The following is a 25,823-nucleotide window of genomic DNA, read 5'->3' as shown; positions in this document are numbered from 1 at the left end:
CCTGGCGGCCAGGGGCAGGCGGTCGGCTCAGCGCCGCAGCGCCTTGCGGGCCAGTGTGTTGCCAGTGAACTGGGCCAGCTGCACGAGAACGATGATCGTCACCACGGCCAGTGCCGTGACCGACCAGTTGAAGCGCTGATAGCCATAGCTGATGGCGAACTGGCCCAGGCCGCCCCCGGCAACCGCACCGGCGACAGCCGTCATATCGACCACCGAGACGAAGATGAAGGTATACCCGAGAATGAGGGGACCCAGCGCCTCGGGGATGACAACCGTGAACAGCACCCGCCATGGCCCGGCGCCCATCGCCCGGGCAGCCTCGACGACACCGGGGTCGACGGTGACCAGGTTCTGCTCGACGATGCGTGAGATACCGAAGGTGGCAGCGACGCACAGCGCGAAGGTGGCAGCGCTCGTGCCGATGGTCGTTCCCATGACGCGCAGGGTCAGAGGTCCGATGGCGGTGACGAAGATGATGAACGGGATGGGGCGGATGATGTTGACGATGACGTTCAGCACCGTATGCACCCACTTGTTGGCCAGCAGCCCGCCGGCTCGCGTCGAGTACAGGCCTAGGCCGAGCAGCAGCCCGGCGAGCCCTCCGACGATGAGCGTCGTGACGACCATGAAGAGGGTCTCGAGGATGGACTGGAAGTAGACGGACTTGATGGAGTCCCAGTCGCTCATTTCTCTGCTCCGATCGGTGCGTCCGGTTCTTCTCCCAGCTCGTGGCGGCCGGGCGCCGGGGTATCCAGCGCGTGCTCCCCGCGGGTCAATTCCTCGGCCAGCCCGGCAACCTCACGCAGGCTCGTCTCGGCCCGGGCCACCGCACCGGCCGGGCCGTCCAGCGCCACGGTGAAACTGCCGATCGAACGGGTCTTCACCTGCACGATGCCGCCGCGCACGATCTCGAAGCTGACCTCGGAATCGGCGCCGATCACCGCCAGGCAGCGCCCGAACTCGGCCGGATCGACCGAGCGAATACTCACCAGAGTGGCCCCGGGCCGGGCGGCCTGGAGACGCTCGATCTCGCCTGGTTCGGGATCGTAGTGCGTGATCGTGTTGACGAAGCGCCTCGTGGTGGCGGCCTTGGGATTCTCGAAGATCTCGTCGACGCTGCCACCTTCGATGAGCTGCCCCGAGTCGAGCACGGCGACCCGGTCGGCGATCGCCCGCACCACCTCCATCTCGTGGGTGATGACGACGATTGTCACGCCCAGTTCCTCGTTCACGCGCCGGAGCAGGGCGAGCACATCCTGGGTGGTCTCGGGATCCAGCGCGCTCGTGGACTCGTCGGCCAGCAGCACAGAGGGCCGGGTGGCCAGCGCGCGGGCGATGCCGACGCGCTGCTTCTGGCCGCCGGACAGCTGATCCGGGTAGACCCAGGCCTTCGAGGTGAGCCCCACGAAGCTCAGCAGCTCAGTGACCCGCGCCTGGATGTCGGCCTTGCTCCACTTCGCGAGCTTGAGGGGATAGGCGATGTTCCCGTACACGGTCTTGGAACGCATGAGATTGAACTGTTGGAAGATCATGCCGATCTCGCGGCGCACCGATCGCAGTTTGCCCTCCGGCAGGTGGGTGATGTCGATGCCGTTGACGAAGACAGTGCCCTGTGTGACGCGCTCCAGACCATTGATGAGGCGTACGAGGGTGCTCTTGCCAGCTCCGGAATAGCCGATGACGGCGAAGATCTCGCCCTTGTCGATCTCGAGGTCGATCTTCTCGAGTGCCGTGACCGGCCCCGACGAGGTCTGGAAGACCTTGCCGGCATTGTGGAACGCAATCTGGGTTGTCATGGCTCCTGGGTTCTGTATCGAGCGGTTTGCCGGGGCGCGCCCTGGGGGGCACGCCCCGGCCGTGACCCCACCGGGCCGCGGCGGCCTGCCTCGTGGGGTCAGTGGGGTGGGGTCACTTGTTCTTGCTCGCCTTCACCTTCGCCTCCAGGCCGTCGAGGATGGTCTGCAGCTCGCTGGCTGGACGATCCACGATCACTGCGGTGTCCTTGGAGTCGGCCCTGGCGGCATTGACGACGTCGGTCTCGTGGTACAGCTCGACGACTCGCTTGTAGGTGGCGTTGTCCTTGTCCTCGGCGCGTGCGACGAACACGTTGATGTACGGCTCGGCTGAGGAATTGTTCGGATCGTCCTTGTAGAGGGCCTTGCTCGGGTCGAGCTTGGCGTCGGCGGCGAAGTTGTTGTTGATGACCGCGCCGTCCACACTGGGCAGCGCCGCAACCGTCTGTGCAGCATCGACCGGGGTGACGCTCACGGTGGAGTTGGCGGCATCGATATCGGCAGGCGTCGAGAAGACGGAGCCGCCGTTCTTGAGCGTGATGAGTTTGGCAGCCTGCAGCACGAGCAGGGCACGGGCCTGGTTCGTCGGGTCATTGGGGATGGCGATCTTGCCGCCGCGGGGAATCTGGTCGAGTGAGGTGTGCTTCTGCGAGTACAGCGGCAAGGGCACGATGAAGGTGGCTCCGATGGGGGTCAGGTTGTCGTTGTTCGAGACGTTGTAGTTCGCCAGGTAGAGCAGGTGCTGGAACTCGTTGAGGTCGAGTTGCTTCTGGCTCAATGCCGGGTTGGCCTGCGTGTAGTCGCTGAAGTTCTTGGTCACCACATTGATGCCCTCGGCTGCGGCCTTCTTCTTGAGGATGGCCCAGTGGCTCTGGGCCTCATCGGTGACGCCGATCGTCACGGTCACGTTGGCGGCATCGGCCTTCTTGTTGCGCCCGGTGGCATAGACCACGATGGCGACGATCAGGGCGATGACCACGACGGCGATGCCGACGATCAGCCACACATTCGGCTTCGAGTGGGGACGCTCGGGCAGCGCGTCGGTGTGGGTGGGGTTCTGGTCGCTCATTGTTCTGACTCCGATGCTGGGGATGGATGCGCGCCCGTGGCGGCGCACGCGAAAGCGCGCCCACCCGGGCGATCTGGGAAAACAGGAAACGGATGTGCCTGGCCACAGGGTGACAGCCTGTGGGAAAAGGCCCGGGCGTCAGCACGCTGGCGCCCGAGGTGAATTGCGAATGCGGCCTTTTCAGCAGGCGCAGAGCATTCGGCGACAACACATATCGGTCGCCATCATCATGAGGGAGCTACCAGCGGACGCATCGGCGGACTTCGCGATGGTCAACATGATGTTCATCAGGATCCTCATGGCAGGGGGGCGGACGCCCCGGCGGTGCAGTCACCGTAGGCCGTGGCTCGGAGCGCTGTCAAACCCTGCCATGCTCAGCACCACAGCCAACGGTCCAGGTCGAGACCCAATGGCGCGGCACACACCACGGTCGCAACGCCTCCACCGCGCCCCGAACACGTAGTGTCACTCCCACAAGGCAAGGGGGACTGCCATGACGACCTTCATGAACGTCGTCCACGACATCGGACTGCTGGTGGCACGGGTCACGCTCGGGCTGGCGCTCATCGCGCACGGCTGGGCCCGCTGGGACATCCACGGGATGGACGCCGAAGTGCTCTTGCTCACCGAGCATGGCGTGCCGGCACCGGAACTGATGGCCTGGGGAGCCCTCGTCTTCGAGGTGGCCGGCGGGGTGATGCTCATCTTCGGCATCCTCACCCGGCTGGTGGCGATCATAGCCATCGCCCAGAATGTTCTCATCGTCGTCTGGCTGCGATTCCGCTGGGGACCCTATCTGTCCTCGGGTGGCTACGAGTACAACGTGGTGCTCGCCACCGTGGCCTTCGTCCTGCTGTGCTTCGGCGCAGGACGCACCGGAGTTGACATGCTCTTCGAGAAGGACCGTTCCACTACGGAAAGCGAAGGTTTCGATAGTCTCGTGCCGCCCAGCTGATCGAAGGAGCGCCAAGCACCCGGCTGATCGAAGGGGCGCCTAGCACCCGGCTGACAGGGCGCAACACCCGTTCACAGTGAATCGACAGACACCGCACAGGAAATCCTGTGGCTGCGCTGTCAGCATGGTGTCATGCGTGGTGTGCAAACACAGGAACAACTGACGAGGCCCGATGGCACGCCCATCCGGGTGCTGGCGGTCGACGACGAGACGAGCCTGGCCGAGCTTCTGTCGATGGCGATGCGCTATGAGGGCTGGGAGCCCAGCACAGCCGGATCCGGATCCGAGGCGGTGCGGGTGGCTCGCGATGTGCGCCCCGATGCGATCGTGCTCGACATGATGCTGCCCGACTTCGATGGGCTGGAGGTGATGCGCCGGGTGCGCAGCGAGCAGCCCGATGTGCCCGTCATCTTCCTTACGGCCAAGGATGGCGTGCAGGACCGGATCAATGGGCTCACCGCCGGTGGCGACGACTATGTCACGAAGCCGTTCAGCGTCGAGGAGGTGATGGCCCGGCTGCGCGGGCTGTTGCGCCGTACCGGTGCCACGAGCAAGCGTTCGGAGTCCGAGCTCATCGTGGGCGACCTGGAACTCGACGAGGACTCCCACGAGGTGACGCGAGGTGGCGAGGAGATCCACCTGACGGCCACCGAATTCGAGTTGCTCCGCTATCTCATGCGCAACCCGAGGCGGGTGCTGTCGAAGGCCCAGATCCTCGACCGGGTATGGAACTATGACTTCGGCGGCCAGGCCAATGTCGTGGAGCTCTACATCAGCTATCTGCGCAAGAAGATCGATGCCGGCCGCGCCCCCATGATTCACACCATGCGCGGCGCCGGATATGTCCTCAAGCCCGCCGCCAACTGACCCGGCGGAGCCGGCCAAGCCGACCGAACCGACCGAGCCGACCGAGCCGGGCGCGGCGCAGGGTGCCGGGCGAGTGCTGGCCACTAGGCTGGCGCCAATGGGCAGAGGCACTCTCAGCAGACAGCTGGTAACGCGCATCTGCGTTCTCGTCGCGGTGATCGCGGTGGCCTTGAGCGCGCTTGGCATCGTCATCGTCAACCGGATCCTCACGGCCCAGATCGACCAACAGCTTGCCCAGGCCATCGGGCTGGAGAACCAGAGCGGACGCACCAGCGGAACAGCTGGTCTTGGCGGTCTTCCCGTGGGTTCCATCATTGTCATCGTGGCCAGCGATGGCGCGACGGTCGGCACGATTGAGGGAGTCGACCGCACCCAGTCCAGCTCCACATCGCCGCAGATCAACGCGGCGATGACGCGGATCCCCACCGATGGCACGACGCGTACCGTGACCATCCCCGATCTCGGCACCTACCGGGCGCTGGCCCACAAGGCCCTCATCTCGTCGCGCGAGGGAACCATCTCTGGCACCGTCTACCTGGGTATGCCCATGGAGCGGTGGAGCCATGTCATACGCGAGTTCATCGCCATCGAAGCGGGCTTCACGGTGATGGCCATCGTGGCCGCGGCAGTGAGCGCCATGGCCGTCGTAAGGGATTCGCTGCGACCCCTCAACCAGCTGGCGGCCACCGCCACCGAGGTCTCGAAGATGGACCTCGACACCGGCGAGGTCGTCCTGCCCGAACGGATTCCGACCGGCGAGTCAGCCGAAGACAACGAGGTCGGGAGGGTGGGGCTGTCCTTCAATAGGATGCTCGACAATGTCGAGGGTGCCCTCAGCGCCCGTGAGAGATCGGAAACCAAGGTCAAGCAGTTCGTCGCCGACGCCAGCCATGAGCTGCGCAATCCGCTGGCTGCCATCCGAGGTTATGCGGAGCTCAGCCAGCGGCGCGGGGACGAACTGCCCCCGGACGTCGCCTTTGCGATGAACCGAATTGCCAGCGAGTCACGCCGGATGGGGCGGCTGGTCGAGGACATGCTGCTGCTCGCGCGCCTGGACGCCGGACGCAATGTGGAGCTGACACGCGTCGATCTGGTGGAGATCGTGCTCAATGCGGTCTCGGACGCGCGCGTCGCCAGCCGCGACCACCATTGGCTGCTCGACGTGCCCGACGAACCGGCCATGGCGCTGGCCGATCGCGACCAGATGCACCAGGTAGTCGCGAATCTGCTGTCGAACGCCCGCAAGCACACCCCCGCCGGGACCACTGTGACCACCTCGGTGCGCATCGAGGGCGAGGATGCGCTGATCAGCGTCGAGGACGACGGGCCAGGCGTACCCCCCGAGATCAGGGACCACGTCTTCGAGCGATTTGCCCGCGCAGACGCGGCCCGCACCCACGACGAGGAGGGCTCGACGGGGCTGGGGCTGGCCATCGTAGCCGCCGTCATGGCAGCTCACGGCGGCTCGGCCCGCGTGGACTCCCACGAGGGCTACTCCTGCTTCACACTGCGGATCCCGGTGCAGAAGCAGGATCCGGCGCAGAGCGTCGACGGCGCATCCTGATGCGGCCAACGCCCAGCGTGAGGCGACCGTCGCGGCGCAAGGGCTGGGTGCCGCCTAGACGGGTATCACCCGTGCCGCGAACTCACCGCATACCCGCACCCGCTCGGAGGGGGTCGTGGGCGACGATGGGGCTTTCTACCAGCTCAGCGGCTCACGATGACGTCAGGCCGGCCGTCACCTGGCTGACGGCGTCGGCCTCGCGGGCCAGCATCCGGGCATAGAGGCCCTCGGACGCTGCCAGCTCGCCAGGACGGCCCTGCTGAACACAGCGCCCCCGGTCCAAGACGATCACCCGGTCGGCCCCCAGCGAGCTCGACACCCGATGGGTGATCTCGATGAGGGTGGCATCGGGGCGTGCCTGCCGCAGGCTCGCCGCCAGCTCGGCGGCCAGCTCGTCGTCGAGGCTCGCGGTGTACTCGTCGACGATGAACACCCGGGCATCAGTAAGCAGGGCCCGGGCCAGTGCCAGCCGGGCACGCTGGCCTCCCGACCAGGAGGCTGCCAGCTCACCGACATCCGTGCCATAGCCCTGCGCAAGGGTGGCTATGTGCTCGTCGATATGGGCCTGACGGCACACCTGCGCCAACTCGGCGTCGCTCGCATCGGGCCTTGTCAGACGCAGATTATCGGCGACACTCCCGGCGAAGAAGAAGGGCTGCTGGTTCACCATGGAGATCGCTGCGCGTAGCTCGGTCAAGGCCAGCTCACAGACATCGACGCCCCCGACCAGCACCTCCCCTCGAAGGGGATCGGCATAGCGCAGCGCCAGCTGCACGAGGGTCGACTTCCCCGCACCCGAACTTCCCACGATGCAGGTGTGTTCGCCAGCGGCTGCCGTGCAGCTCACCGCATCCAGGGCGGCATGCCCGCTGTCGCCCACCCCGTCGTCGTAGCGGAAACTGACCTGCTGCCAGACCACATCGAGCGGGCCGACTGCCAGCGCGCGGGGGCGCTCGGGGTCACGCACCGCAGGCGGCGTGTGGGCGACGCGCCACAGCCGCCCGGCCGATGCGAAGGAGGCGTCGAGATCGGTGAGGAAGTCCTCGACAGCCCTTGTCGCGGCGAAGCAGCGCAGCGCCACCACGATGACGGCGGCCAGTATCGCCACGCCGACCCCCTCATGGTGTCCCACCACGGCCATCGCCACGACCGTGCCCCACTGCACCACCCCCGACACCATCGCGCGCGCCGCTTCGACGGCAGTGACGACGCGTCCGCTCGCACCCAGCCGATCGGCCAGCACTCGGCTCCTGGCCACCCGATCGTCCTGGAGGCCGTAGCCGGTGACCTCGGCGACGCCCTGCACGGAGTCGGTGATCTCATGGGTAAGGCGCCCGCGCGTTCTCGCACTGCGCGTCGCGGCTCGAGCCGCAGGCCCAGCCCCCAGGAATGGCACCAGGAACACGGTCAGCGCCAGGCCGATCGCCATCACGCCAGCCACTGGCCACGACACCAGCCAACCCGCCGTGAGCGCCGCGACGAGCGGGGTGAGCACTGCGGTCAGCGCGGGAGCGAAACTGTGCGCGAAGAAAACCTCGACACGGTCGACATCCTTCGTGAGCCGCTGCAGCAGATCCCCCGAACGGCTGCGCGCAAGCACCGCCGGAGCCTGGGGCCACAGGGCGGCGAAGGTCTCCACCCTCAACAGTTCGAGAGCCTTGAAAGCCACCAGATGCCCGAGGAACTGCTCCAGATAGCGGCACAGCGCCTTGACCAGGCTCAGTGCCACGAGGGCGAGGACGAGCAGCGCGAGCGCCCCGCCGCCAGCGTCTGCCCAGCTCAGTACGCCCAGCATGGCCAGGCCGAACAGGGCGAGACCGGCGAGCTGGTCGACCAGTCGTGCGGCTGTGGACGCGGCCATCGGCATGAGGACGGGGCGCGCCACGCCCACCAGCCATCGGGCCACCTCGCGCCGACCGGCAGACGGGGGCTCGGCGCTGCCATGCCCCCTCGCGGCCCCTGCTCGGGCCTGACGCAGCGAGCTGGCGCTGCCGGTGGGCTCACCGCTATCAGACATCGCTGGCCTCCAGCCCTCGATGCAGCTGGCCAGCAGGGATCTGCTGAAGTCCGTGGTTGGCGACCTCCCAGATTGCACTGGCTCCGGCCACTGCCGAGGGTCGGTGCGTGACGAGCACGATCGTGTGGTCGGCGGCCAGCTGGTCCAGCGCCGCCATGATGACCTGCTCGGAGAACAGGTCGACCTGCGAGGTGGGCTCGTCCAGCAGCAGCAATTCCCGGCCGGACAGGAAGGCCCGGGCCAGCGACAATCGCTGCACCTGGCCACCCGACAGCGCCTGTCCACGCTCCCCCACGGCGCTGTCGAGGCCATCGGGCATCCGGGTGACGAAGCCCGCGAGATCGACAAGCTGGAGGGCCTGCCACAGCGCGTCCTCGTCGGCCTGCGGGTTGACCAAGGCGAGGTTGTCGCGGATGCTTCCCGTGAAGAGCCAGGTGCTCTGTGCCACGAGAGCGCTGTGGGCCCGGACGCGTTCCTGGGTTCCGGCGCTCAAGGCGATGCCGTCGATGACGACCTCGCCTGCCTCCGGCAACAGATCGCCCTTGAGGGCGCGCAGCAGCGTGGACTTGCCGGCCCCCGAGGGGCCCAGCACGACGACCCGGCCGCCGCGGGGAACGGTGAAGTCGACGTCGTGCAGAACCGGCGCCCCGGGGTAGCCGAGGTGTGCACCGCTCAGCCGAACACTCGGCGCAGCGTGCTCCTCGTCGCTCTTGCGTTCGGCCAGGTGATGGGCGATCCGCTCCTCAGGGCCGGGATTCGGTGCCGGCCGGAGCTGTGCCTGTGGGCTCTCCCCGCGCGGGGCCCAGAACCGCTGGAGCGCCCGCTGGGCTCCTTGACCCGCCAGGCCCACATAGAAGGAGCTGGCAACCAGGTCGAGGGGCGAGAGCAGGAGCACCGAGCACAGCACGACTGCGATCGCCCCGGCCGGTGTGATCGCTCCCGAGCCCAGCCGCCACGCCGCCAGCGCGGCCGAGAGGGTGACCATCACGAGGGAGAAAGCGGCGTCCGAGACGAGCAGGACGAGCTGATTGCGGGCCAGCACGGCCATCGTGGCCCGCCGGCTCCGCTCACCCGCCTCGGCAAGCTCGCGGGCCACGCGGGGGGCTGCATTGGCGATCACCAGCGTCTCGAGTCCCTGGATCGATTCGAGGTACTGAGTGGCCAGTCGGCTGCGCAGTTCCCGCGATCGGTTGGCGGCCGTGCGCGAGAGCGCACTGAACCTCTTGATCGCGAGAGGTGCACAGGGCACGGCCAGCGCGAGGATCACGGCGATGACCGGGTCGACGCTCACGGCGATCACGCCCAGCACGCACAGCGGGGCGATGCCTGCGGCACGCTGGCGTCCCGCGAAGCCCTGGCGGTACTGGGTGAACCGCTCGACTGAGTCCGTGAACAGCGATATCCGGTCGCCACTCCTGGTCCCGGCCGGCCCCTGGGAAGCTACCGCCGGTCGTGCGTGAATGCCCGATGCCGTGCGCCACCAGCGTTCCAGCAGCCGTTCTCGCAGCGGCTGCTCCTCGCTCAGGGAACTGACCCGGCACAGCGAGCGGCAACCGACCCCGGACGCCACATGGACGAACCCGGCAAGTGCCGCCACGATGAGACCGCCCGAACTCGGCGTCTGGGCGATGAGCCTGGCCAGTTCCACGAGGAAGACCGCAGCTGCCACCGAGGCGAGCAGGTCGAGGCCCACTGTCAGCGCCAGGGCCTGTCGGCCACGGCTCGTGCCAAGACGCACCCCGGGCTGATCGCCATGCTGGGGCTGCCCACCGGCTCCGTGCCGCGGGCGGTGATCGTGCCCGGCATCGGCGGGCGCGCCTGCGCGCCACTGGGGGTGCGCCTGCCCGCTACTCATCGCAGGAACCGCTGCCGAATTGACGTCCACGGAAACCGAGTCTTGTCCGCGCGGTACAGCCGGCACAAACCGGGCGCCTGGCGAACTCAGGAGACCTTCTTCAGATCGTCCACGATGGCACGATAGCCGACCGCGGTCTGGGTGCCCGACACCGCGGATGCCTGCGTCATGGGAATCAGGTAGACGTGCGCATTGGCGATGGCGGGCACCGAGGCTAGTACGGGGCTGGCGAGCAGCGCAGCGAAGGGCTTGCGGCCCTGGCCCATGAAGTCCTCCAGGAAGATGACCTGCGGGTTGGCCTTGGCAACCAACTCGGCATCGACCGGCCGGGTTTGGGTGAGTCCTACGCTGGCGCCTGCATTCGTGGCGCCGGCCCGCCTCACCAGACCGGGCAGCATCTGGCTGTCATCGAAGGCCATCACGGTGTTACCCCTTGCCATCAGCGACAACGCAGTGGGATGCGCGGTGCCGCGGTCGGCATCCACGCTCTTCACCGAATCCATGAGCTCGGTGCTCAGCTGCGCGGCCCTGTCCTGCTCGCCAAGCACCTGGCCCAGGATGTCGATGACATGGGCGAGTTTCTCGGGGGTCGTGAAGTCCGAGTCGCTCAAGCTCACCACAGGCACGCCGGATGCCTGGATCTGCCGGCTCGCGTTCTTTTCGCCGTCATGGCGCAGCGTCGACACCACGAGATCGGGCCCATAAGACAGCACTTTCTCAGGGTCGGGATCGGTGCCGGTGGGCAGGGTATTGGGCACCTGTCTGGCGAGTTCGACGGCCGTGCCCATGACGGGCAGCTGGCTGCTGGCGGGGATGGCCGCAAGACGCGACGGCCCGGCAAGCTGGAGCGCGAGATCCGCGGTCTCGGAGGTGATGGCCACGATCTTTCGCGGTTGAGCCTTGATGGTGATCTTCTGGCCGTCAACGTCCACGACTCGGGGCCAGCTGGAAGCGCTCGCTGTGGACTCGCCAGCAGGTGGCGTGGCGTCTGCGGTGTGGGTGGCGCATCCACTGAGCACCGCGAGCATGAGCATCGCCGTGGCGATCGTGGTGGCTATTGGGCAACGGCGGGAGATGACGTGCACAGGTGTTTCCTTTCACCAGGAGAGATGGGTACAGCAGGCGATCACAGGGGCGTGACGTCGAGGGTTCCGGTGGCTGCGACAGTGGTGATTGCGGTAGCGATGCCATAGGCCGCGCGCAAGGTGCCCGTAGTGAGCACCTCGGCCGGCTTGCCGCTTGCGATGAGCCGGCCGTTGACCAGCAGATGCAGCCGATCGCAGAAGCGCGCCGCCCAGGTGAGGTCGTGCAAGACGAGCACTGCCGTGCGCGGTCTGTCACCGCCGGCGACCCATGGGTGCAGCAGCCGCAACACGCTCAGTTCGTGGCCCAGGTCGAGCGCCGAGGCGGGTTCGTCAAGCATGAGGATCGCCGCATCCTGGGCAAGGGCGCGCGCGAGTGCGATGAGCTGACGCTCACCGCCGGAGGCCTGGGCCAGCGGGCGCGAGGCCCATTCCCGGCAGCCGGTCATATCGAGGGCTCGGTTCACGGCCTCCTCATCGGCGGTATTGAGCTGGCCGAAGCGGGGCCGGCGCGCGTAGCGGCCCATGTGCACGTACTCCTCGCCGGTGAGGGTGGAGGTGGTCGTCAGATCCTGCGGCAGATAGCTCATGAGCCAGGCGCGCTGCACAGCGCTGAGGGTGACAAGTTCATGTCCGTGCACCAGGAGCTGTCCACGGGAAGGAATCAGGCCCAGGCAGGCCTTGAGCAGTGTCGATTTGCCTGCACCGTTGGGCCCGATGATGCCGTGCACCAGGCCTGGCTCCACGTCGAGATCGAGGCCGGCGATCACAGGGTGACGCCCGTACCCGGCACGCACCTCGTGAAGGCTCAGTGCCGCGGTGCCGATCTCCACGAGCGGGCGGCGCCGTGCAGCGCGCCAGGCGCCTGTCCCACGCCCCGATTTCCTCGTACTCACTGCCGCACTCCGCCGTCCCTCAGTACGAGGGCTAGCAGGAAAGGGGCCCCTACCAGGGCTGTCACCGTTCCGGTCTGCACACTGACCGGGCTGAACGCCATGCGCGCGATGGTGTCGGCGATGACGAGGAAGATCGCGGCGAGCAGTGCGCTGGCGGGCATGACAAAGCGATGATCACCGCCCCAGATCAGGCGCACGATGTGGGGAATGACCAGTCCGACGAAGGAAATGATGCCCGTGACGGCCACTCCGCCAGCCGTGGCCAGCGCCGCCGCCGCGATGATGCGCCGGGTGCAGGCGCGCACGTCGAGGCCCGAGGTCTGTGCGGTGGCATCGCCCAGGCTCAGCAGGTTGAGTTCTCGGGTGTGCCACGCCAGCGCGAGTACACCGATCACGATGGGCGGGGTGGCCATCCGCACATCGTCCATGGAGCGACCGGTGAGATCGCCGTTGAGCCAGAACAACGCGGAGCGCGCTTGTTCGGCCTGCGGAGCATTGGTGATCACGGCACTCACCACCGCTCCGAGAAGGGCATTGAGGGCGATGCCCACGAGCAGCAGTGGAGCGCTGGAGCGCCCCGGAGCGCTCAGGCTGAACACCTGGATGAATCCTGCCACGGCCATGGCGCCGAGGAAGGCACCCAGCGGCAGCACGCCGGGGATCCGGGCACCACCGGTGACGATGAGCAGGACCGCTGCCACTGCGGCACCCGACGACACACCGGTGATACCGGGCTCGGCCAGCGGGTTATGGAAGACCGTCTGCATCGCCGCCCCCGCGATCCCCAAGGCGGCCCCTACGAGCACAGCAGTGAGCACCCGGGGCGCCCGCACGGCAGCGATGAGAAGGTCGCTCCCGCTGTCATGGCCGTGCCCAGTGAGCAGCCGGGCAACCGAGGAAGCCGCCTCACCGGTCGTCATATGGATGGGCCCCAGGCCCACAACGACGAGACTCACGAGCACGAGCAGGGCGGCGAGTCCCGCCAGGGTCAGCTGGCGGCTTGCAGGCATAGCGCGCATGGGCTTCCTCCACGAATCGGGTGCCTTGGACGGCGACGGGGAGAAGTCTAAACATTGATGAGAATCATTAGCAATTATCATGACACGGGCCCTCCGACCGAACCAGGCGAATGGGGCGCAGAGCTGGCCCGCCATCGAACCCGCGGGATTGCCATGCCGGCAGGCGCGTGAGGGCGCTCGAGAATCCGGCCACCGTCAACGGTCCACGAGGGCGGCGCCCAATCGCGCGCGCCGGCCGGTCAGGCCGGGCACCGCTTCTGCGGGACTATCCTTTAGATACCTGTCGATGGAATTCAGCTGCTTTCCCAGCAGCTCAGGAGGCCCACCGTGCCCAGCTCGCAAACCCGCACTGACACCGCCATCACGCATCGCGGTGACGTCTACTCGTCCAGCTGTCCGTGTCGCGAGCTGCTCGACGTGGTGGCCGGCAAGTGGTCGGCGCTGGCCATCGGCGCCCTGGCGGACGGCCCTCGCCGGTTCGGCGAATTGGAGCGGCTGCTCGCCGGAATCTCACCGAAAGTCCTCACCAGCACGCTCCGCCGGCTGGAGGACCATGGCCTGGTGGTACGTCAGGTCATCCCCGAGGTACCCCTGCACGTCGAATACTCGCTCAGCGACCTGGGACACAGCGCGGTCGGGCCCATTGCTGCCCTGCGCACCTGGGCGGAGGACCATCATGCCCAGGCCCAGGCCCACCTGAGGTGAGCTGGCTGCGCACTGCACGGGATCGATCCATTACTAGCTAATGGATAGTAAGTGCCGTTGCGGGTAAGTACCCCGTGCCAACTACTCTCCAGGAATCCGAACGAGGAGGAGAACCGATATGGCATCTGAACCCGCGGCGAAGTTCCCGACGACGATCCCGGCCGTGGTGACACGGGCCGGCGGCCCGATCGAGGGCCCGGAGAGCCTGGTGGATACCACCATCCCGGCTCCGGGTCCGGCGAGCGGGCATGATCTTCTGGTGGACGTCCAGGCCATCTCCGTCAACCCGGTGGACACCAAGCTGCGCGTCGCAGGGCCGGGCGAGGCCGGGGAGAGAGTCCTCGGATGGGACGCTTCGGGGATCGTTCTCGCGGTCGGTCCGCAAACCTCCCTGTTCCAGGCTGGCGACGAGGTCTACTACGCCGGGAGCATCGATCGCCCCGGTTCCTACCAGCGCATCCAGCTCGTGGACGAACGCATCGTGGCGCGCAAGCCGATCTCGCTCAGCCATGAGCAGGCCGCAGCGATGCCCCTCACCGGGCTCACCGCATGGGAGGGGCTGTTCGACAAATTCGGTCTCGAGAAGCGCTCCCGGGGCACCCTCCTCGTCATCGGAGCCGCCGGTGGGGTCGGATCCATGGTCATCCAGCTCGCGAAGGCACTGACCGGCCTCACCGTCATCGCCACCGCGTCGAGGCCGCAGTCCCAGGCATGGGTCCGCGAGCTGGGCGCAGACCATCTCGTGGACCACCACGACCCGCAGCTGGCCCAGCACATCCGCCAACTCGCCCCCGAAGGCGTCGACTACATCTACTCAACCCACTCCGCCGGCCTGACCTCGCTGTTCGCCAGCGTCACGAGGCCATTCGGCCACATCCTGGCCACCGACGAGCCAACCGACATCGACTACCTCGCACTGAAGGACAAGGCGCTGTCGTGGCACTGGGAGTTCATGTTCGCCCGTCCACTGAACCACGCCGCAGATCTGGTTCGCCAGCACGAGATCCTCGAGCGGATCGCACAGCTTGTGGACTCCGGCACCCTGCGCACCACCCTCACCGCAGTGGCCGGCCCGGTGGATGCCCGCCATCTGCGGGCCGCTCACGCCGATCTCGAGGCTGGGCATGTCAGGGGCAAGATGGCGCTGAGCTGGCAGGACTGACGCTGCTGGATACCCGGCCGGCCCGTCAGACGCCTTGCCAGCCGGCATCCTGTTCGTCGAGGAAGGCGCGCACCCGCTCCCGGTCGGGATAGGAGCGCTGAGCTCCGGGGGAACTCGCGGCGAGGGCCGCCACCGCGGCGCCCACGGCGGCCCCGTCCACCAGGGAACCACCCGAGGCGAGCGCTGCGAGCAAGGTTCCGGTGAAGGCATCTCCACATCCGGTGGTGTCGACGGCTTTCACTGCGAAGGCGGGCAGCCTGTGGGGTTGCGCCCCGTCGATCACCCGGCAGCCGCGTGACCCCAGGGTCACGACCGCTCGGGGCACACCGAGCCGACGCACCATCTCCATGGTGTCATCGCCGGTCTCGCCCGAGCCCGAGAGCTGGGCCAACTCGTGTTCGTTGAGCACCAGCACATCGGTCAGTGCGCTCAGCTCCGCGGGGATTGCGCGCATCGGGGAGGGATTGAGCACCACACGCGCCCCAGCCTCGCGCGCCACCCGGGCTGCCGCGACGAGGGCCTCGTCCCCGATCTCGAGGCACAGCCCCAGGACGGCGGCGCGCCGGATCAGCTCGGCACCCCGGTGGACATCGGCGCCGCTCAGGGCGGCATTCGCCCCAGGGGACACGACGATGGTGTTCTCACCGACAGCATCGACGGTGATGACCGCGGTCCCGGTCGCGAGCTGGCGTCGCAGGACGCCGGTCGTGTCCACGCCGGCGCGACGCAGCGAGTCGAGCAGCATCGCACCGTGCTCATCCGCGCCGACGGCACCGATCATCGCCGGGCGGGCTCCGAGCAATGCGCAGGCCACGGCCTGGTTCGCGGACTTGCCGCCGGGCAGCACGGTCATCGGCCCGCCGCTGACCGTCTCGCCCGGTCGCGGCAGGTGCTTCGTGCGCACCGTGAGGTCCGCATTGAGAGAGCCCACCACCGCCACCCGGCCCTCGAGCCCCTCGAGCAGATGCCGCGCCCTACGGAGCAGCTGGCCGCCGGCGGGTCGTCCACGGGATCGATCAGCCGGCGTCGGCAAGGGATTCCGCCCTGCGCCCATCACCTCGCCCCTGCCTGGACGCGCACCAGGGCGTCGTGGACGAGTGCCCAGAATCGGGACACATCGAGCGTTGTCGCCACCCGCGTATGGCAGTCGGCCGGGGGCGGTGTCCGGAAATCGGCGACTGTCATGCCCTCGGTGAGATGGCCGCCCAGCTCGACATCGACCGGCACCGGCACCGTCTCGACGATGCTCGGATCGATGCAGTAGGCCACCGCGCAAGGGTCGTGCACCGGCGGCGCGGGAAAGCCCCGGGCATGCTCGTAGGCTGCCCGGAAGGCATCGAAGAGGTCCATGATCAACGCCGTGACGGGGCCTGGCACGGCACCGAGGTCAGCGATCACCTCATCGGTGGCGAGTGCCTGGTGGGTGAGATCGAGCCCCACCATCGTGACCGGCCACGGTTCGTGGAAGACGATGTGGGCGGCCTCCGGGTCGGTATGCACATTGAACTCTGCCACCGGGGTGATGTTGCCGGTGTGCTGTCCGCCGCCCATGAGCACCACCTCGGCCACGCGCTCGACGATCCTCGGCTCGAGGCGGGCCGCCATCGCGATGTTCGTCAGCGGCCCGGTGGCAACAAGCGTGATCCCGCCAGGATCGGAGGTCATCACGGTGTCGATGATCAACTTCACGCCATGGCGCCGGTCGAGTGTCATGGCCGGTAGGGGCAGGTGCACCCCACCGAGTCCGGACTCCCCGTGGATCTCGGGAGCGACCTGTGGCTGCCGGACAAGGGGCCGTGCGCACCCGGCAGCGATCGGCACGTCTGTCATCGAGAAAGCGGTCGCCAGGCCCAGCGCATTGCGAGTCACCTTGGCGAGTGTCTGGTTTCCCCCGACGGTGCTGAGCCCCACCACCTCGAGCTCAGGATTGCCCTGGGCCAGGAGCATGGCCACGGCATCGTCGTGACCCGGGTCGCAATCCAGCAGGACCTTCTTCGTCATCGCTGTCGGCTCGGTATCGCTGCCCGGGACCGCGTCACGCCTGTCCGGCCTCCAGGTCCTGATAGTCCGGATGCTTGTCGAGCCATCCCTTGACGAATGGGCAGGTGGGGATGATCTTGTGCTCGCCCTGCGCGCGGATCTCGTCGAGGCCATAGCGCACGAGAGCACTGCCGACCCCCTGCCCGCCGAACTGCGGGTCCACCTCGGTGTGCGGCAGTTCGATGGCATCGCCCGCGGAGCGGTACTGCAGGAACCCGGCAAGCTGGCCATCGATCCGGGCCTCGTAGCGGGACTCCTGCTCGTTCTTCGTCACGTCTGGTTCACTCATGTGTACCCCTTCGATCGATGTCGCGGTACGCGAACGGTGTACCTCGAGCGTAGGCGGGGCGAGCGATGCCGGCAGCGTCCTGCCGAACCCTGCGGTTCAGCCTCGGGGCGCCTCGATGCTCACCTGTTGCCCATCGCCAAGGTCGATGACGGTGCCCAGTCCCACGAATACGGTGTCCCCGGAGCCGAGTCTCATCGGATCGTTGCCCACCTCGAAGACGATGGTGCCATTCGTGGAATTCATGTCGGTCACGGCGATGTCCCACTCGTGCGGGGCCACCCGCACGTGAGTACGGCTGATGTCGTGGTGGGGGCTCTGAACCCGCAAGATGGCAGCGTCCTCGCCAGGCTGTGCACGCGGCGCACGCCCGATGAGCACCGGTCCGTCGAGCTGGAACACCTGACCACCCGAGGTGACGAGGTCAGCCAGCAGGGGACGCTGCACCGGCTGGGGTGCGCTATCGGGGATCTTCTGGCCGCACACCCGGCACAACCTGCTGCCGGGGCGGTTCGGATGCCCGGCCGGGCAGAACTGTGCCAGGACTGCTGCTGGAGCCTGCGGCCCTGGCGGCTCGGCCTGGGCGCCGGGAGCCGCGGGGGGCTGGTCGATCGGTGGTTCTTGTGGCCCGGACTTCGAGGCGGACAACGGCGAACCGCCCGCCTGGGGCTGGGATGGCTGCGATCCGTCGTTGACGGCGGGTCGAGGCAAGGGGGCGGACGGCTGCCCGGGAACTGGGGCCGGCTCGGCGGACGGCTCCTCGCCGAAATGCTCAGCCGAAGCCGCAGGGTCGTCTTCTGCCATCCCCGTGGCCTGAGGCCACGGCTCCCCCGACTCTGCGGCCTGAGGCCACGGCTCCCCCGACTCTGCGGCCTCGTGCCAGGGCCCCCTGCGTCCAGCTTCCTCGAAGGACTCGCCGCCGATGGCGGGCTCCCCGTTCTGGACATCCCCCGGCTCCGGTTGGGCGCCGAATCCGGGCACGAACGAGGCGGGGCCGAGATCGGGCTCCCAGACATCCCCCGCATCCTCGACCGGCGCACCCTCAGCTGCCGGGGTACTGGCCGGCTCACCCTCAGCTGCCGGGGAACCGGCCGGCTCACCGGACATCGGCTCCTCACCGGAGCCGCCCTCGCTCGGTTCGGTCCGACTGCGCTCGGCGTCATGGCCTGAGCCGAGCACCTCGGTCTTCGCGTACATGAAGGCATCCTGGTCGGAAACCCCGCCACGACCGAGCCAGGTGGACTCGTCGGTCCAGCCATGGGGCGACCACTCGACCACCTCCTCATCGGACTCGACACGATCAGCATCCGCGGAGGAATCGGTGGCGCCGGAAGCCTCCTCGACACCGCGCAGATCAGGAGCACCGTGCAGATCGAGAGCGCTCCGCAGATCGGAACGCGGATCCCCAGCCCGGGCCTCGCGGTCCTCCCCGCCCACATCCTGGCCGGCTGCGGATGCCTGGGTGGGCAAGGGAGCGGGCAAGGAGGCGGTAGGCGCGGCGAATCGTTGCAGCACTTGGGGTGAGGCCGTGCTCCAGTCCCGGTGATGGCCGGTGGGCACTGGCGCTCCCACGGCATCCGCGGGCTCGCGGCCCGGCTCGGCGGCGCTGGGGGCGGGGGCGATGGTCCTGGGCGGTACCGCCGCGGCCGGCGTGTCGTACAGGGCATGCGAGACCGCCGCGTGGGGCGGCGACGTCTTCTCGCCGAGCTCGTAGGGCTGCACCGTGAGCGAGGAGCACAGTGCCACGCCCCGGCGCAAGGGCAGCAGCAGCCCCCCTGCAGCCCCATCGCCGCTGAGTTCGAGGCGAAGCGCGGCGCCGTGGCCGTCCACCTCCACGAAATCGGCGCGTCCGGCGCCATCGGCGAGCAGGCCCGCGCGCCCCAGCTCGCGCACCTGGACCTGGCCGCGGACCAGGCAGCGGCTCACCCCACCCTCGGCAAGGATGATCGCGGCGTCGGGCAGCCTGTCCAGGCCATGGCGGGCCAGCGCGGTGAGCGCGTCGGCGCGACCGCGCGCCGACTCCACATCGGACCACATCGCGGCGATGACGTCGGAACTGCAGTCGAGGCTACGGCGCAGGACGACGACGACACAGCGCCCGGCCCAGACCACCCAGTCGCCGGGGGCATAGCGAAGCCGCCAGTCAATCCGATGGTCAGTCATGGCGCATCCTCCCGTGGTCCACCCGCTCGCTGCTCGACAACCATTCTCCACTGCGCCGCCGACAGTCCCCTGGCTCCTCGGTGCACCGCTCGGCCGGGCCTGCGGGAATGGCGTCGAACACAGTAGCGGCCCGCCGGGTCGGCGGGCCGCTACTGAGGGATCATCGCTGCGCCAGCGCGCTCACTTCGCCTGGGCCTGGGCCAGCTTCGCCTTCGCCGCCGCAAAGCGCGCGATCGGCACCCGGTAGGGCGAGCAGGAGACGTAGTCGAGGCCGATCTGCTGGAAGAAGGCAATCGAGTCGGGATCGCCGCCGTGCTCGCCGCACACCCCGACGCTGAGCTTGGGGTTCGCGGCGCGGCCCTTCCTCGTGCCCATCTCCACCAGCTGGCCGACCCCGTCCACGTCGATCGTCTGGAAGGGGTCGCGCTTGACGACACCCTGCGCCTCATACCAGCCGAGGAAGCCGTTCTCGGCGTCATCGCGGCTGATACCCAAGGTGGTCTGGGTGAGATCGTTCGTGCCGAAGCTGAAGAAGTCGGCGCACTCGGCGATCTGGTCGGCCACCAAGGCGGCGCGAGGAAGCTCGATCATGGTGCCGACCCGGTAGGCCAATTCCTTGCCCGCCTTTGCCAGCTCGTCGTCAGCGGCCCGCACGACGATCTCGCGCTGGGTGGCGAGCTCTTGCCGCAGGTGCACCAGCGGGATCATGATCTGCAGCTCCACTGTCTCGCCCTCGCGCTCCAGCACTGCCAAAGCAGCGCGGACGATGGCCCGGGCCTGCATCTCGGGGATCTGGGGGTACAGCATGCCCAGCCGGCAGCCGCGGGTGCCGAGCATCGGGTTCTGCTCGTGCAGCTTCTTCACCTGGGCGAGCAGCTGACGCTCCGTGGCAAGATCCTGCTCGTCGGCACCCTTGAGCTCCATCTCCTGCACCTTGAGGGCCTGGCTCACGAGATCTGGCATGAACTCGTGCAGCGGCGGGTCGAGCAGCCGGACCGTCACCGGCAGCCCCTTCATGGCAGTGAAGATCGCCTCGAAGTCGGACTGCTGCATGGGAAGGATCTTGTCCAGCGCGGTCTGACGTTCCTCGTCGCTGCCAGCCAGGATCATCTCGTGCATGGCCGGCAGCCGGTCCTCACCGAAGAACATGTGCTCGGTGCGGCACAGGCCGATGCCCTCGGCACCCAGCTCGCGCGCCTTCGCAGCGTCCGGGCCATTGTCGGCATTCGCTTCGACGCCGAGCTCGCGGATCTCGTCGGCCCAACCGACCACCTTGAGGAAGTCCTCGTTCATCCGTGGCGGGATGAGGGTGAGAGCCTCGTCGAAAACCTCACCGGTGGAGCCGTTGAGGGTGATGGTGTCCCCCTCGTGGACGACCTTCCCGCCCACGGTGAGCGTCTTGGCCTCGGTGTCGATCTTGATCTCGGTGGCCCCGGCGACGCAGGGCTTGCCGAAGCCTCGGGCGACGACCGCCGCATGGCTGGTCATGCCGCCGTGAGCCGTGAGCACCCCCTGCGACTGCAAGACCCCGTGGATGTCGTCAGGGGTCGTTTCGAAGCGGATCAGCACGACCGATTCGCCGGACGAGCCCTTCTGCGCGGCAGTGTCGGCATCGAAGACCGCCGCTCCCACCGCGGCACCCGGGCTGGCGGGCAGGCCCTTGGTGATCGGCTTGGCCGTATTGCTCGGATCGATGGCCGGGTGCAGGAGCTGATCGAGCTGCTCCGGCTCGATGCGGCGCACGGCTTCCTCCTTGTCGATAAGACCCTCAGAGACGAGATCTGCCGCGACTTTGAGGGCGGCTGCCGCAGTGCGCTTGCCATTGCGGGTCTGGAGCATGTAGAGCGCGCCGTTCTCGATGGTGAACTCCATGTCCTGCATGTCGCGGTAGTGGGACTCCATCGTGTGCATGGTGTCCACCAGCTCGCGGTAGGCCTTCGGCAGCACCTGCTCCATCTCCTCGAGGGGACGCGGCGTGCGGATACCTGCCACCACGTCCTCGCCCTGGGCGTTGGTGAGGAACTCGCCGTAGAGCGCCTTCTCACCAGTGGAAGGATTGCGGGTGAAGCAGACGCCGGTGGCCGAGGTCTCGCCCCGGTTGCCGAAGACCATCTGCATGATGTTCACGGCAGTGCCCAGGTCGTCGGGAATGTGGTTCGCCTTCCGGTACACCTTGGCCCGCGGGTTCTGCCAGCTGCGGAAGACCGCCTCGACAGCGCGGAACAGCTGCTCCCGGGGATCGGAGGGCCACTCGCCGCCCAGCTGCTCATTGCTGATCTTCTTGAACTCTGCGGTGAGCTCCTTGAGATCCTCGGCGCTCAGCTCGGTGTCGAGCCCGACGCCCCGGCGCTGCTTCATGGCGGTCAGAGCGTCCTCGTAGGCATGGCCGGACAGGCCCTCGACGACCTCGCCGTACATCTGGATGAAGCGCCGGTAGCAGTCCCAGGCGAAACGTTCGTTGCCCGACTCCTCGGCAATGGCACCGACCGAGTCGTCGGAGATCCCGAGATTGAGGATGGTGTCCATCATGCCGGGCATCGAGACGACGGCTCCGGACCGCACCGACACGAGCAGCGGATTGGTCGACGCGCCCAGGGTGCGCCCGACGCGCTGCTCGAAGCGAGTGAGCGCATCGTCGATCTGCTCGCGGAGGCCCTGCGGCCATTCGCCGCCGTTGCGCATCGTCTCGACACAGGCCTGGGTGGTGACAGTGAAGCCGTCGGGCACCGGTACCCCGAGCCGGGTCATCTCGGCGACACCCGCGCCCTTGCCACCCAGCAACGGCTTCATGCTCGCGTCGCCCTCTGACAGGTCGTATGTGTACTTTTCAGTCACTTCTGCACTCTCCTTTGACGAGCAGTTCGGGCGGCGAACCACCCGTGGACGCGCTGGCCGCTGCTTCGAGGCCATCCGTGGAGCCGTGTTCTGTTGTTGAACCAACGGCACGCAACCACCGTGTCGCGCGACTCCGATTCTTGTCTGTTGGGCGCATCGTCTCAAGTCCGACGGGAATTCGGCGCGGATTCCGCGCGATTCACGGATTCCGGTGCCCCAGGACGGGCACCGTGCCGTCTCGCTGCCGGCTGCGGGCGGCGCCATCGCCGTGAGGAACCGGCAGCGCCCGGCTGTCATGCCACCGTCAGGGCTCGCCTGTGAGGCCACCGTCAGGGCCCCCGACCTCATCGTCAGGCTTACGGCCGGATCTTCATGCTCCCTGCCGGCCTGCGCAGGTGCGCACCAACCCGATGCGCCCGCTCCTCGACGATCTCGATGACGCGGGCCGCAGCCTCCTCCAGAGCCAGGCCGGTGGTGTCGATCACCGGGCAGCCGAGGGCGCGCTGGACCGCGCCCACCTCGTCCAGCTCGTCATAGATCTTCGCCAGATCGGAATAGCCGTCCTTCGTGCCGAAACCGCCCATTCCCTTCACGCGCCTGGTGCGGATCTGCAGCAGTCGCTCGGCGTCGATGGTGAGCCCGACGATGCGCCAGCGCTCGATGGAGCGCAGCTGCTCTGGCGGCGCGATACCCGGCACAATCGGCACGTTGACGGTCTTGTAGCCGGCGTAGCCGAGATAGATGGACAGTGGGGTCTTCCCCGACCGGGAGGCCCCCACGAGGCAGATGTCACAGTCGCGAAGCGACTCGGGCATCACACCGTCGTCATTGCGTACGGCGAACTCCATGGCGCTGATCCGGTCGAAGTAATCGGCTTCCACCCCGACCGGGCGCATGGGAACCTCGTCGGCGCTGCGACCCGCGGCCTTGCCCAGCGCCTCGAGTGCGTCGCCCATGAGGTCGGCATGAGGGATCGCCTTATCAGTGCAGTAACGCTGCACCATGCCTCTCATTTCCGCATTGACAAGGGTGAAGAAGACGACCCGGGATGCCTGGCCGGCTGATCCGTTGATCTCGTCGAATGCCTGGAGCAGTTGCTCGGGATTTCTCACCCGCGGATGGCGCACGATCACGAACTTGGTCTGAGGGAATTGCACCTGCGCGGCGCGGGCCAGCCTCGCGGCGGTTTCGCCGGTGGAATCGGCGATGACATGGATTTCGAGCGGTGTAGCTACCATCCACCGACTCTAGCCAGCAGGGTTCGTCGTGGCATGGGGCCTTGGCTGTGCGGAAGTGAGCGACACAAAACTGACCCAACTCGCCTCAAATCGCTCGAGGAGCGCCGCACACGGCGATGCGTGTCAGAAAAAGCTCGGCCCCACCTCCTGCAACGACCCAGGATCTGTGCTGTTAGCGTAAGTACGTCCTAACAGGGTGCGGTGGGGAATCCGGTGCGAATCCGGAGCCGACGCGCGACGGTGAGGGCGGTGCCATCGGCATCCGCCCAAGTCCGGCTACCAGCGCATCCCTGGTCGAAACGAGCCTCGCGATCAGGCTCCGAGCGAAAGCACCATAGTGACCTCACGGCCCTCAGCGCCCGACGCCGCCCCAGCGGCACGACGCCTTCCTGCCGGCCCGCTGGCCTGCGCTCTGGGAGCGCTCCTGGCGCTGAGTATCGTCCTGTCCTTGGGTTTCGGTGCCAATATGCTCCCACTCGACCAGGTCGTCGCAGGGTTACGGCAGGGCCTCGGCGGACCGGCCACCAGCCCGACGGCCCACCTGATCGTCTGGCAGCTTCGGCTGCCACGCACGCTCCTCGCCGTCATCGTGGGTGCGGGTCTGGCCATCGCCGGCGCGAGCATCCAAACCCTGGCCCAGAATCCGCTCGCCGATCCCTATCTGCTCGGGGTCTCCTCGGGCGCGTCGGTAGGGGCGACGGCGGTGATCGCGGGAGGGCTGGGTGCCCTTGGAGGACGACTGGCGCTCACCGGCGGCGCCCTGGTGGGCGCGCTGGCTGCCTCCGTGCTGGTCTTCGGGGTGGCCCAGCTTCAAGGGGGTCTCACCCCGCTACGTCTCGTTCTCACCGGCACGATCCTGTCCTCCGCATTCTCCTCGCTGTCGAGCTGCCTCATCTTCGTCTCCGGCAACCAGCAGGCTGCCCAGGCCGTGCTCTTCTGGCTGCTGGGAACCCTCTCGGGTGCGCAATGGTCGAATCTGCTGCTCCCGGCAATCGTGACCCTCGTCCTGGGGATCGTCCTGTACAGCCTGAGCGGCTGGCTGGATGCCCTGGCGAACGGGGCACAGGTGGCGATCGCCCTGGGTGTCCCGGTCACGCAGCTGCGTATCGCCCTGTTCGTCATCCAGGCGGTCCTCGTCGGCGTCCTCGTCGCATCATCAGGGGGCATCGGTTTCGTGGGCCTGGTCATGCCCCACCTGGCACGGCTGCTGGTGGGCGGACGCCATCGCGTCCTGTTCCCGATCGCTGCGCTCATCGGGGCCGTGTTCATGGTCTGGGTCGACGTCATCACGAGGATCCTGGTGGCGCCCGTCGAAATCCCGGCCTCCGTCGTGACCGGACTCATCGGCGCCCCGATCTTCCTCGTCCTGCTCGGACGGCGTACCTATGAGTTCGGATCGGGCTCATGAGCAGGCGCACGCTGCTGGCCCCGTCGCTCGCGCCCACGGCGTCGACCGCTCGGGCCGCGCGGCTCGAGGCCCGTGCGCTGAGCTGCGGGAACCAAGGACGGGTCGTGCTCAGCGGGGTCGACCTCAGCGTCGAGCCCGGTGAGTCCCTGGCGCTGGTCGGTCCCAACGGATCGGGAAAGTCCACACTCATCCGCGCGCTGGCCGGCGTGAGCCCGGCCATGGCGGGCCGGATCATGGTCAACGGCCAGGAACTGTCCACCATGCCATCGGCCGAGCGCGGGCGAACGATCGCCGTGGTCTCCCAGGATGAGCGCCCGAGCGGGGATCTGCGGATCGCCGAGTTGGTGGAACTGGGTCTAGTCCCCCATCGCAACCCCTGGTCACGCCCTCGCCGCGAGGACCGGGACACCGTCCTGGAAGCCCTCGATCGGGTCGGACTGCGCGCTCTGGCGGATCGGCCGGTCTCGCGCACCTCGGGAGGTGAGCTGCGCCGGGCCATCCTGGCCAGGGGACTCGTCCAAGGTGCGCCGCTGCTCTTTCTCGACGAGCCGACGAATCACCTCGATGTGCACCAGCAACTGTCCCTGCTCGACCTGGTGCGAGGCCTGCATCGCACGGTCATCGCAGCAGTCCATGACCTCGACCTGGCGGCCGCCTATTTCGATCGCGCGGCGCTCATCGACGGCGGGCGACTGCTGGAGTTGGGCGAGGCGCAGCAGGTGGTCACAGGCGAGGCATCAGCCCACTGCTTCCACGTCGACATCACGCCGGTCGAGAACCCGCGCACCGGGGACACGCACCTTCTGATGGGCAGCCCCCAGAATCCGCGGCCCCCACAGCACCACTGACAACCCATGCACATGAAAGAG

The 25,823-nt window shown here is 67.8% G+C and carries 21 protein-coding genes and 1 riboswitch; of the genes, 7 read left to right on the top strand and 14 right to left on the bottom strand.

Annotation, left to right across the window (positions count from 1 at the left end; genetic code table 11):
* Positions 1-27: 27 nt before the first annotated feature.
* From BMX93_RS06200 to BMX93_RS06190, 3 genes are all read right to left on the bottom strand, one after another.
* Positions 28-687 carry a methionine ABC transporter permease gene (locus tag BMX93_RS06200; RefSeq protein WP_091969099.1) on the bottom strand — a complete coding sequence of 220 codons (660 nt, stop codon included), beginning with the start codon at positions 685-687 and terminating at the stop codon, positions 28-30.
* Positions 684-1,796, bottom strand: a complete 1,113-nt coding sequence (locus BMX93_RS06195; protein WP_091969097.1) for a methionine ABC transporter ATP-binding protein — start codon at positions 1,794-1,796, stop codon at positions 684-686. Before BMX93_RS06195 ends, BMX93_RS06200 begins: the two co-directional genes overlap by 4 nt.
* Positions 1,797-1,908: 112 nt before the next feature.
* Positions 1,909-2,862 carry a MetQ/NlpA family ABC transporter substrate-binding protein gene (locus BMX93_RS06190; protein ID WP_091969095.1) on the bottom strand — a complete coding sequence of 318 codons (954 nt, stop codon included), beginning with the start codon at positions 2,860-2,862 and terminating at the stop codon, positions 1,909-1,911.
* 493 nt (positions 2,863-3,355) lie between these two features.
* On the opposite strand from BMX93_RS06190, the gene BMX93_RS06185 reads away from it, so the two are divergent.
* From BMX93_RS06185 to BMX93_RS06175, 3 genes are all read left to right on the top strand, one after another.
* A complete protein-coding gene (locus tag BMX93_RS06185) occupies positions 3,356-3,817 on the top strand; it encodes a DoxX family protein (protein WP_091969093.1) in 462 nt (153 codons plus the stop codon).
* Between the two features lie 132 nt (positions 3,818-3,949).
* On the top strand, positions 3,950-4,684 hold the full coding sequence (locus BMX93_RS06180; protein WP_091969091.1) for a response regulator transcription factor: 735 nt from the start codon (positions 3,950-3,952) through the stop codon (positions 4,682-4,684).
* Between the two features lie 97 nt (positions 4,685-4,781).
* Positions 4,782-6,248, top strand: a complete 1,467-nt coding sequence (locus tag BMX93_RS06175; protein WP_177170093.1) for a sensor histidine kinase — start codon at positions 4,782-4,784, stop codon at positions 6,246-6,248.
* Between the two features lie 151 nt (positions 6,249-6,399).
* On the opposite strand, the gene BMX93_RS06170 is transcribed toward BMX93_RS06175, so the two are convergent.
* Genes BMX93_RS06170 through BMX93_RS06150 form a run of 5 tightly spaced genes read right to left on the bottom strand, consistent with a single transcriptional unit; the run spans position 6,400 to position 13,117 of the window.
* On the bottom strand, positions 6,400-8,265 hold the full coding sequence (locus BMX93_RS06170) for an amino acid ABC transporter ATP-binding/permease protein (RefSeq protein ID WP_091969087.1): 1,866 nt from the start codon (positions 8,263-8,265) through the stop codon (positions 6,400-6,402).
* The gene (locus BMX93_RS06165) at positions 8,258-10,150 is read right to left on the bottom strand and encodes an ABC transporter ATP-binding protein/permease (RefSeq protein ID WP_218139243.1); all 1,893 of its coding nucleotides are present in this window, start codon (positions 10,148-10,150) and stop codon (positions 8,258-8,260) included. Before BMX93_RS06165 ends, BMX93_RS06170 begins: the two co-directional genes overlap by 8 nt.
* Positions 10,151-10,206: 56 nt before the next feature.
* Positions 10,207-11,205 (bottom strand): ABC transporter substrate-binding protein, encoded by a 999-nt coding sequence (locus BMX93_RS06160; RefSeq protein WP_091969083.1) that lies wholly within the window; start codon positions 11,203-11,205, stop codon positions 10,207-10,209.
* Positions 11,206-11,246: 41 nt separating this feature from the next.
* A complete protein-coding gene (locus BMX93_RS06155) occupies positions 11,247-12,098 on the bottom strand; it encodes an ABC transporter ATP-binding protein (protein ID WP_091969081.1) in 852 nt (283 codons plus the stop codon).
* Complete coding sequence (locus BMX93_RS06150; protein ID WP_091969080.1) at positions 12,095-13,117, bottom strand: FecCD family ABC transporter permease; 1,023 nt, start codon at positions 13,115-13,117, stop codon at positions 12,095-12,097. The genes BMX93_RS06155 and BMX93_RS06150 overlap by 4 nt, the downstream gene beginning before the upstream one ends.
* Before the next feature lie 327 nt (positions 13,118-13,444).
* Between BMX93_RS06150 and BMX93_RS06145 the strand changes: the two genes are divergently transcribed.
* Both BMX93_RS06145 and BMX93_RS06140 read left to right on the top strand, forming a co-directional pair.
* Positions 13,445-13,822, top strand: coding sequence for a winged helix-turn-helix transcriptional regulator (locus BMX93_RS06145; RefSeq protein WP_245725761.1), 378 nt, complete (start codon positions 13,445-13,447; stop codon positions 13,820-13,822).
* Positions 13,823-13,940: 118 nt separating this feature from the next.
* A complete protein-coding gene (locus tag BMX93_RS06140; RefSeq protein WP_091969078.1) occupies positions 13,941-14,984 on the top strand; it encodes a zinc-binding alcohol dehydrogenase family protein in 1,044 nt (347 codons plus the stop codon).
* Positions 14,985-15,009: 25 nt separating this feature from the next.
* Here the strand turns inward: BMX93_RS06140 and BMX93_RS06135 are convergent, their stop codons facing one another.
* The 6 genes from BMX93_RS06135 to BMX93_RS06110 form a co-directional block, all read right to left on the bottom strand.
* Positions 15,010-16,017 (bottom strand): ribokinase, encoded by a 1,008-nt coding sequence (locus BMX93_RS06135; protein ID WP_245725760.1) that lies wholly within the window; start codon positions 16,015-16,017, stop codon positions 15,010-15,012.
* Between the two features lie 20 nt (positions 16,018-16,037).
* A complete protein-coding gene (uriH, locus tag BMX93_RS06130) occupies positions 16,038-16,985 on the bottom strand; it encodes a uridine-preferring nucleoside hydrolase UriH (RefSeq protein ID WP_091969074.1) in 948 nt (315 codons plus the stop codon).
* Between the two features lie 34 nt (positions 16,986-17,019).
* Positions 17,020-17,313 carry a GNAT family N-acetyltransferase gene (locus tag BMX93_RS06125; RefSeq protein ID WP_091969072.1) on the bottom strand — a complete coding sequence of 98 codons (294 nt, stop codon included), beginning with the start codon at positions 17,311-17,313 and terminating at the stop codon, positions 17,020-17,022.
* A gap of 96 nt (positions 17,314-17,409) precedes the next feature.
* Complete coding sequence (locus tag BMX93_RS13265; RefSeq protein ID WP_091969071.1) at positions 17,410-19,473, bottom strand: FHA domain-containing protein; 2,064 nt, start codon at positions 19,471-19,473, stop codon at positions 17,410-17,412.
* A gap of 180 nt (positions 19,474-19,653) precedes the next feature.
* Positions 19,654-22,308: a pyruvate, phosphate dikinase gene (gene ppdK / locus BMX93_RS06115; RefSeq protein ID WP_091969069.1), complete on the bottom strand. Its 2,655-nt coding sequence runs from the start codon at positions 22,306-22,308 to the stop codon at positions 19,654-19,656.
* 356 nt (positions 22,309-22,664) lie between these two features.
* Positions 22,665-23,546 carry a pyruvate, water dikinase regulatory protein gene (locus BMX93_RS06110; RefSeq protein ID WP_091969067.1) on the bottom strand — a complete coding sequence of 294 codons (882 nt, stop codon included), beginning with the start codon at positions 23,544-23,546 and terminating at the stop codon, positions 22,665-22,667.
* Between the two features lie 166 nt (positions 23,547-23,712).
* Positions 23,713-23,848: riboswitch (cobalamin riboswitch) on the top strand.
* A 35-nt stretch (positions 23,849-23,883) separates the two neighbouring features.
* On the opposite strand from BMX93_RS06110, the gene BMX93_RS06105 reads away from it, so the two are divergent.
* Positions 23,884-24,954 (top strand): FecCD family ABC transporter permease, encoded by a 1,071-nt coding sequence (locus BMX93_RS06105; RefSeq protein ID WP_425438765.1) that lies wholly within the window; start codon positions 23,884-23,886, stop codon positions 24,952-24,954.
* Positions 24,951-25,802 carry an ABC transporter ATP-binding protein gene (locus BMX93_RS06100; RefSeq protein WP_091969065.1) on the top strand — a complete coding sequence of 284 codons (852 nt, stop codon included), beginning with the start codon at positions 24,951-24,953 and terminating at the stop codon, positions 25,800-25,802. Before BMX93_RS06105 ends, BMX93_RS06100 begins: the two co-directional genes overlap by 4 nt.
* Positions 25,803-25,823 lie beyond the last annotated feature (21 nt).

This window comes from Propionibacterium cyclohexanicum, from assembly GCF_900111365.1.
Classification (GTDB): Bacteria; Actinomycetota; Actinomycetes; order Propionibacteriales; family Propionibacteriaceae; genus Propionibacterium; species Propionibacterium cyclohexanicum.
The sequence above is the reverse complement of the archived record's forward strand: the minus strand, read 5'-3'. Positions and strand labels throughout refer to the sequence as shown.

Excerpts from the sequence above, each read along its gene's own strand:
- BMX93_RS06200 (WP_091969099.1), bottom strand. The coding sequence starts at position 687 with ATGAGCGACTGGGACTCCATCAAGTCCGTCTACTTCCAGTCCATCCTC.
- BMX93_RS06195 (WP_091969097.1), bottom strand. The coding sequence starts at position 1,796 with ATGACAACCCAGATTGCGTTCCACAATGCCGGCAAGGTCTTCCAGACC.
- BMX93_RS06190 (WP_091969095.1), bottom strand. The coding sequence starts at position 2,862 with ATGAGCGACCAGAACCCCACCCACACCGACGCGCTGCCCGAGCGTCCC.
- BMX93_RS06185 (WP_091969093.1), top strand. The coding sequence starts at position 3,356 with ATGACGACCTTCATGAACGTCGTCCACGACATCGGACTGCTGGTGGCA.
- BMX93_RS06180 (WP_091969091.1), top strand. The coding sequence starts at position 3,950 with ATGCGTGGTGTGCAAACACAGGAACAACTGACGAGGCCCGATGGCACG.
- BMX93_RS06175 (WP_177170093.1), top strand. The coding sequence starts at position 4,782 with ATGGGCAGAGGCACTCTCAGCAGACAGCTGGTAACGCGCATCTGCGTT.
- BMX93_RS06170 (WP_091969087.1), bottom strand. The coding sequence starts at position 8,265 with ATGTCTGATAGCGGTGAGCCCACCGGCAGCGCCAGCTCGCTGCGTCAG.
- BMX93_RS06150 (WP_091969080.1), bottom strand. The coding sequence starts at position 13,117 with ATGCGCGCTATGCCTGCAAGCCGCCAGCTGACCCTGGCGGGACTCGCC.
- BMX93_RS06140 (WP_091969078.1), top strand. The coding sequence starts at position 13,941 with ATGGCATCTGAACCCGCGGCGAAGTTCCCGACGACGATCCCGGCCGTG.
- uriH (WP_091969074.1), bottom strand. The coding sequence starts at position 16,985 with ATGACGAAGAAGGTCCTGCTGGATTGCGACCCGGGTCACGACGATGCC.
- BMX93_RS06125 (WP_091969072.1), bottom strand. The coding sequence starts at position 17,313 with ATGAGTGAACCAGACGTGACGAAGAACGAGCAGGAGTCCCGCTACGAG.
- BMX93_RS13265 (WP_091969071.1), bottom strand. The coding sequence starts at position 19,473 with ATGACTGACCATCGGATTGACTGGCGGCTTCGCTATGCCCCCGGCGAC.
- BMX93_RS06110 (WP_091969067.1), bottom strand. The coding sequence starts at position 23,546 with ATGGTAGCTACACCGCTCGAAATCCATGTCATCGCCGATTCCACCGGC.
- BMX93_RS06100 (WP_091969065.1), top strand. The coding sequence starts at position 24,951 with ATGAGCAGGCGCACGCTGCTGGCCCCGTCGCTCGCGCCCACGGCGTCG.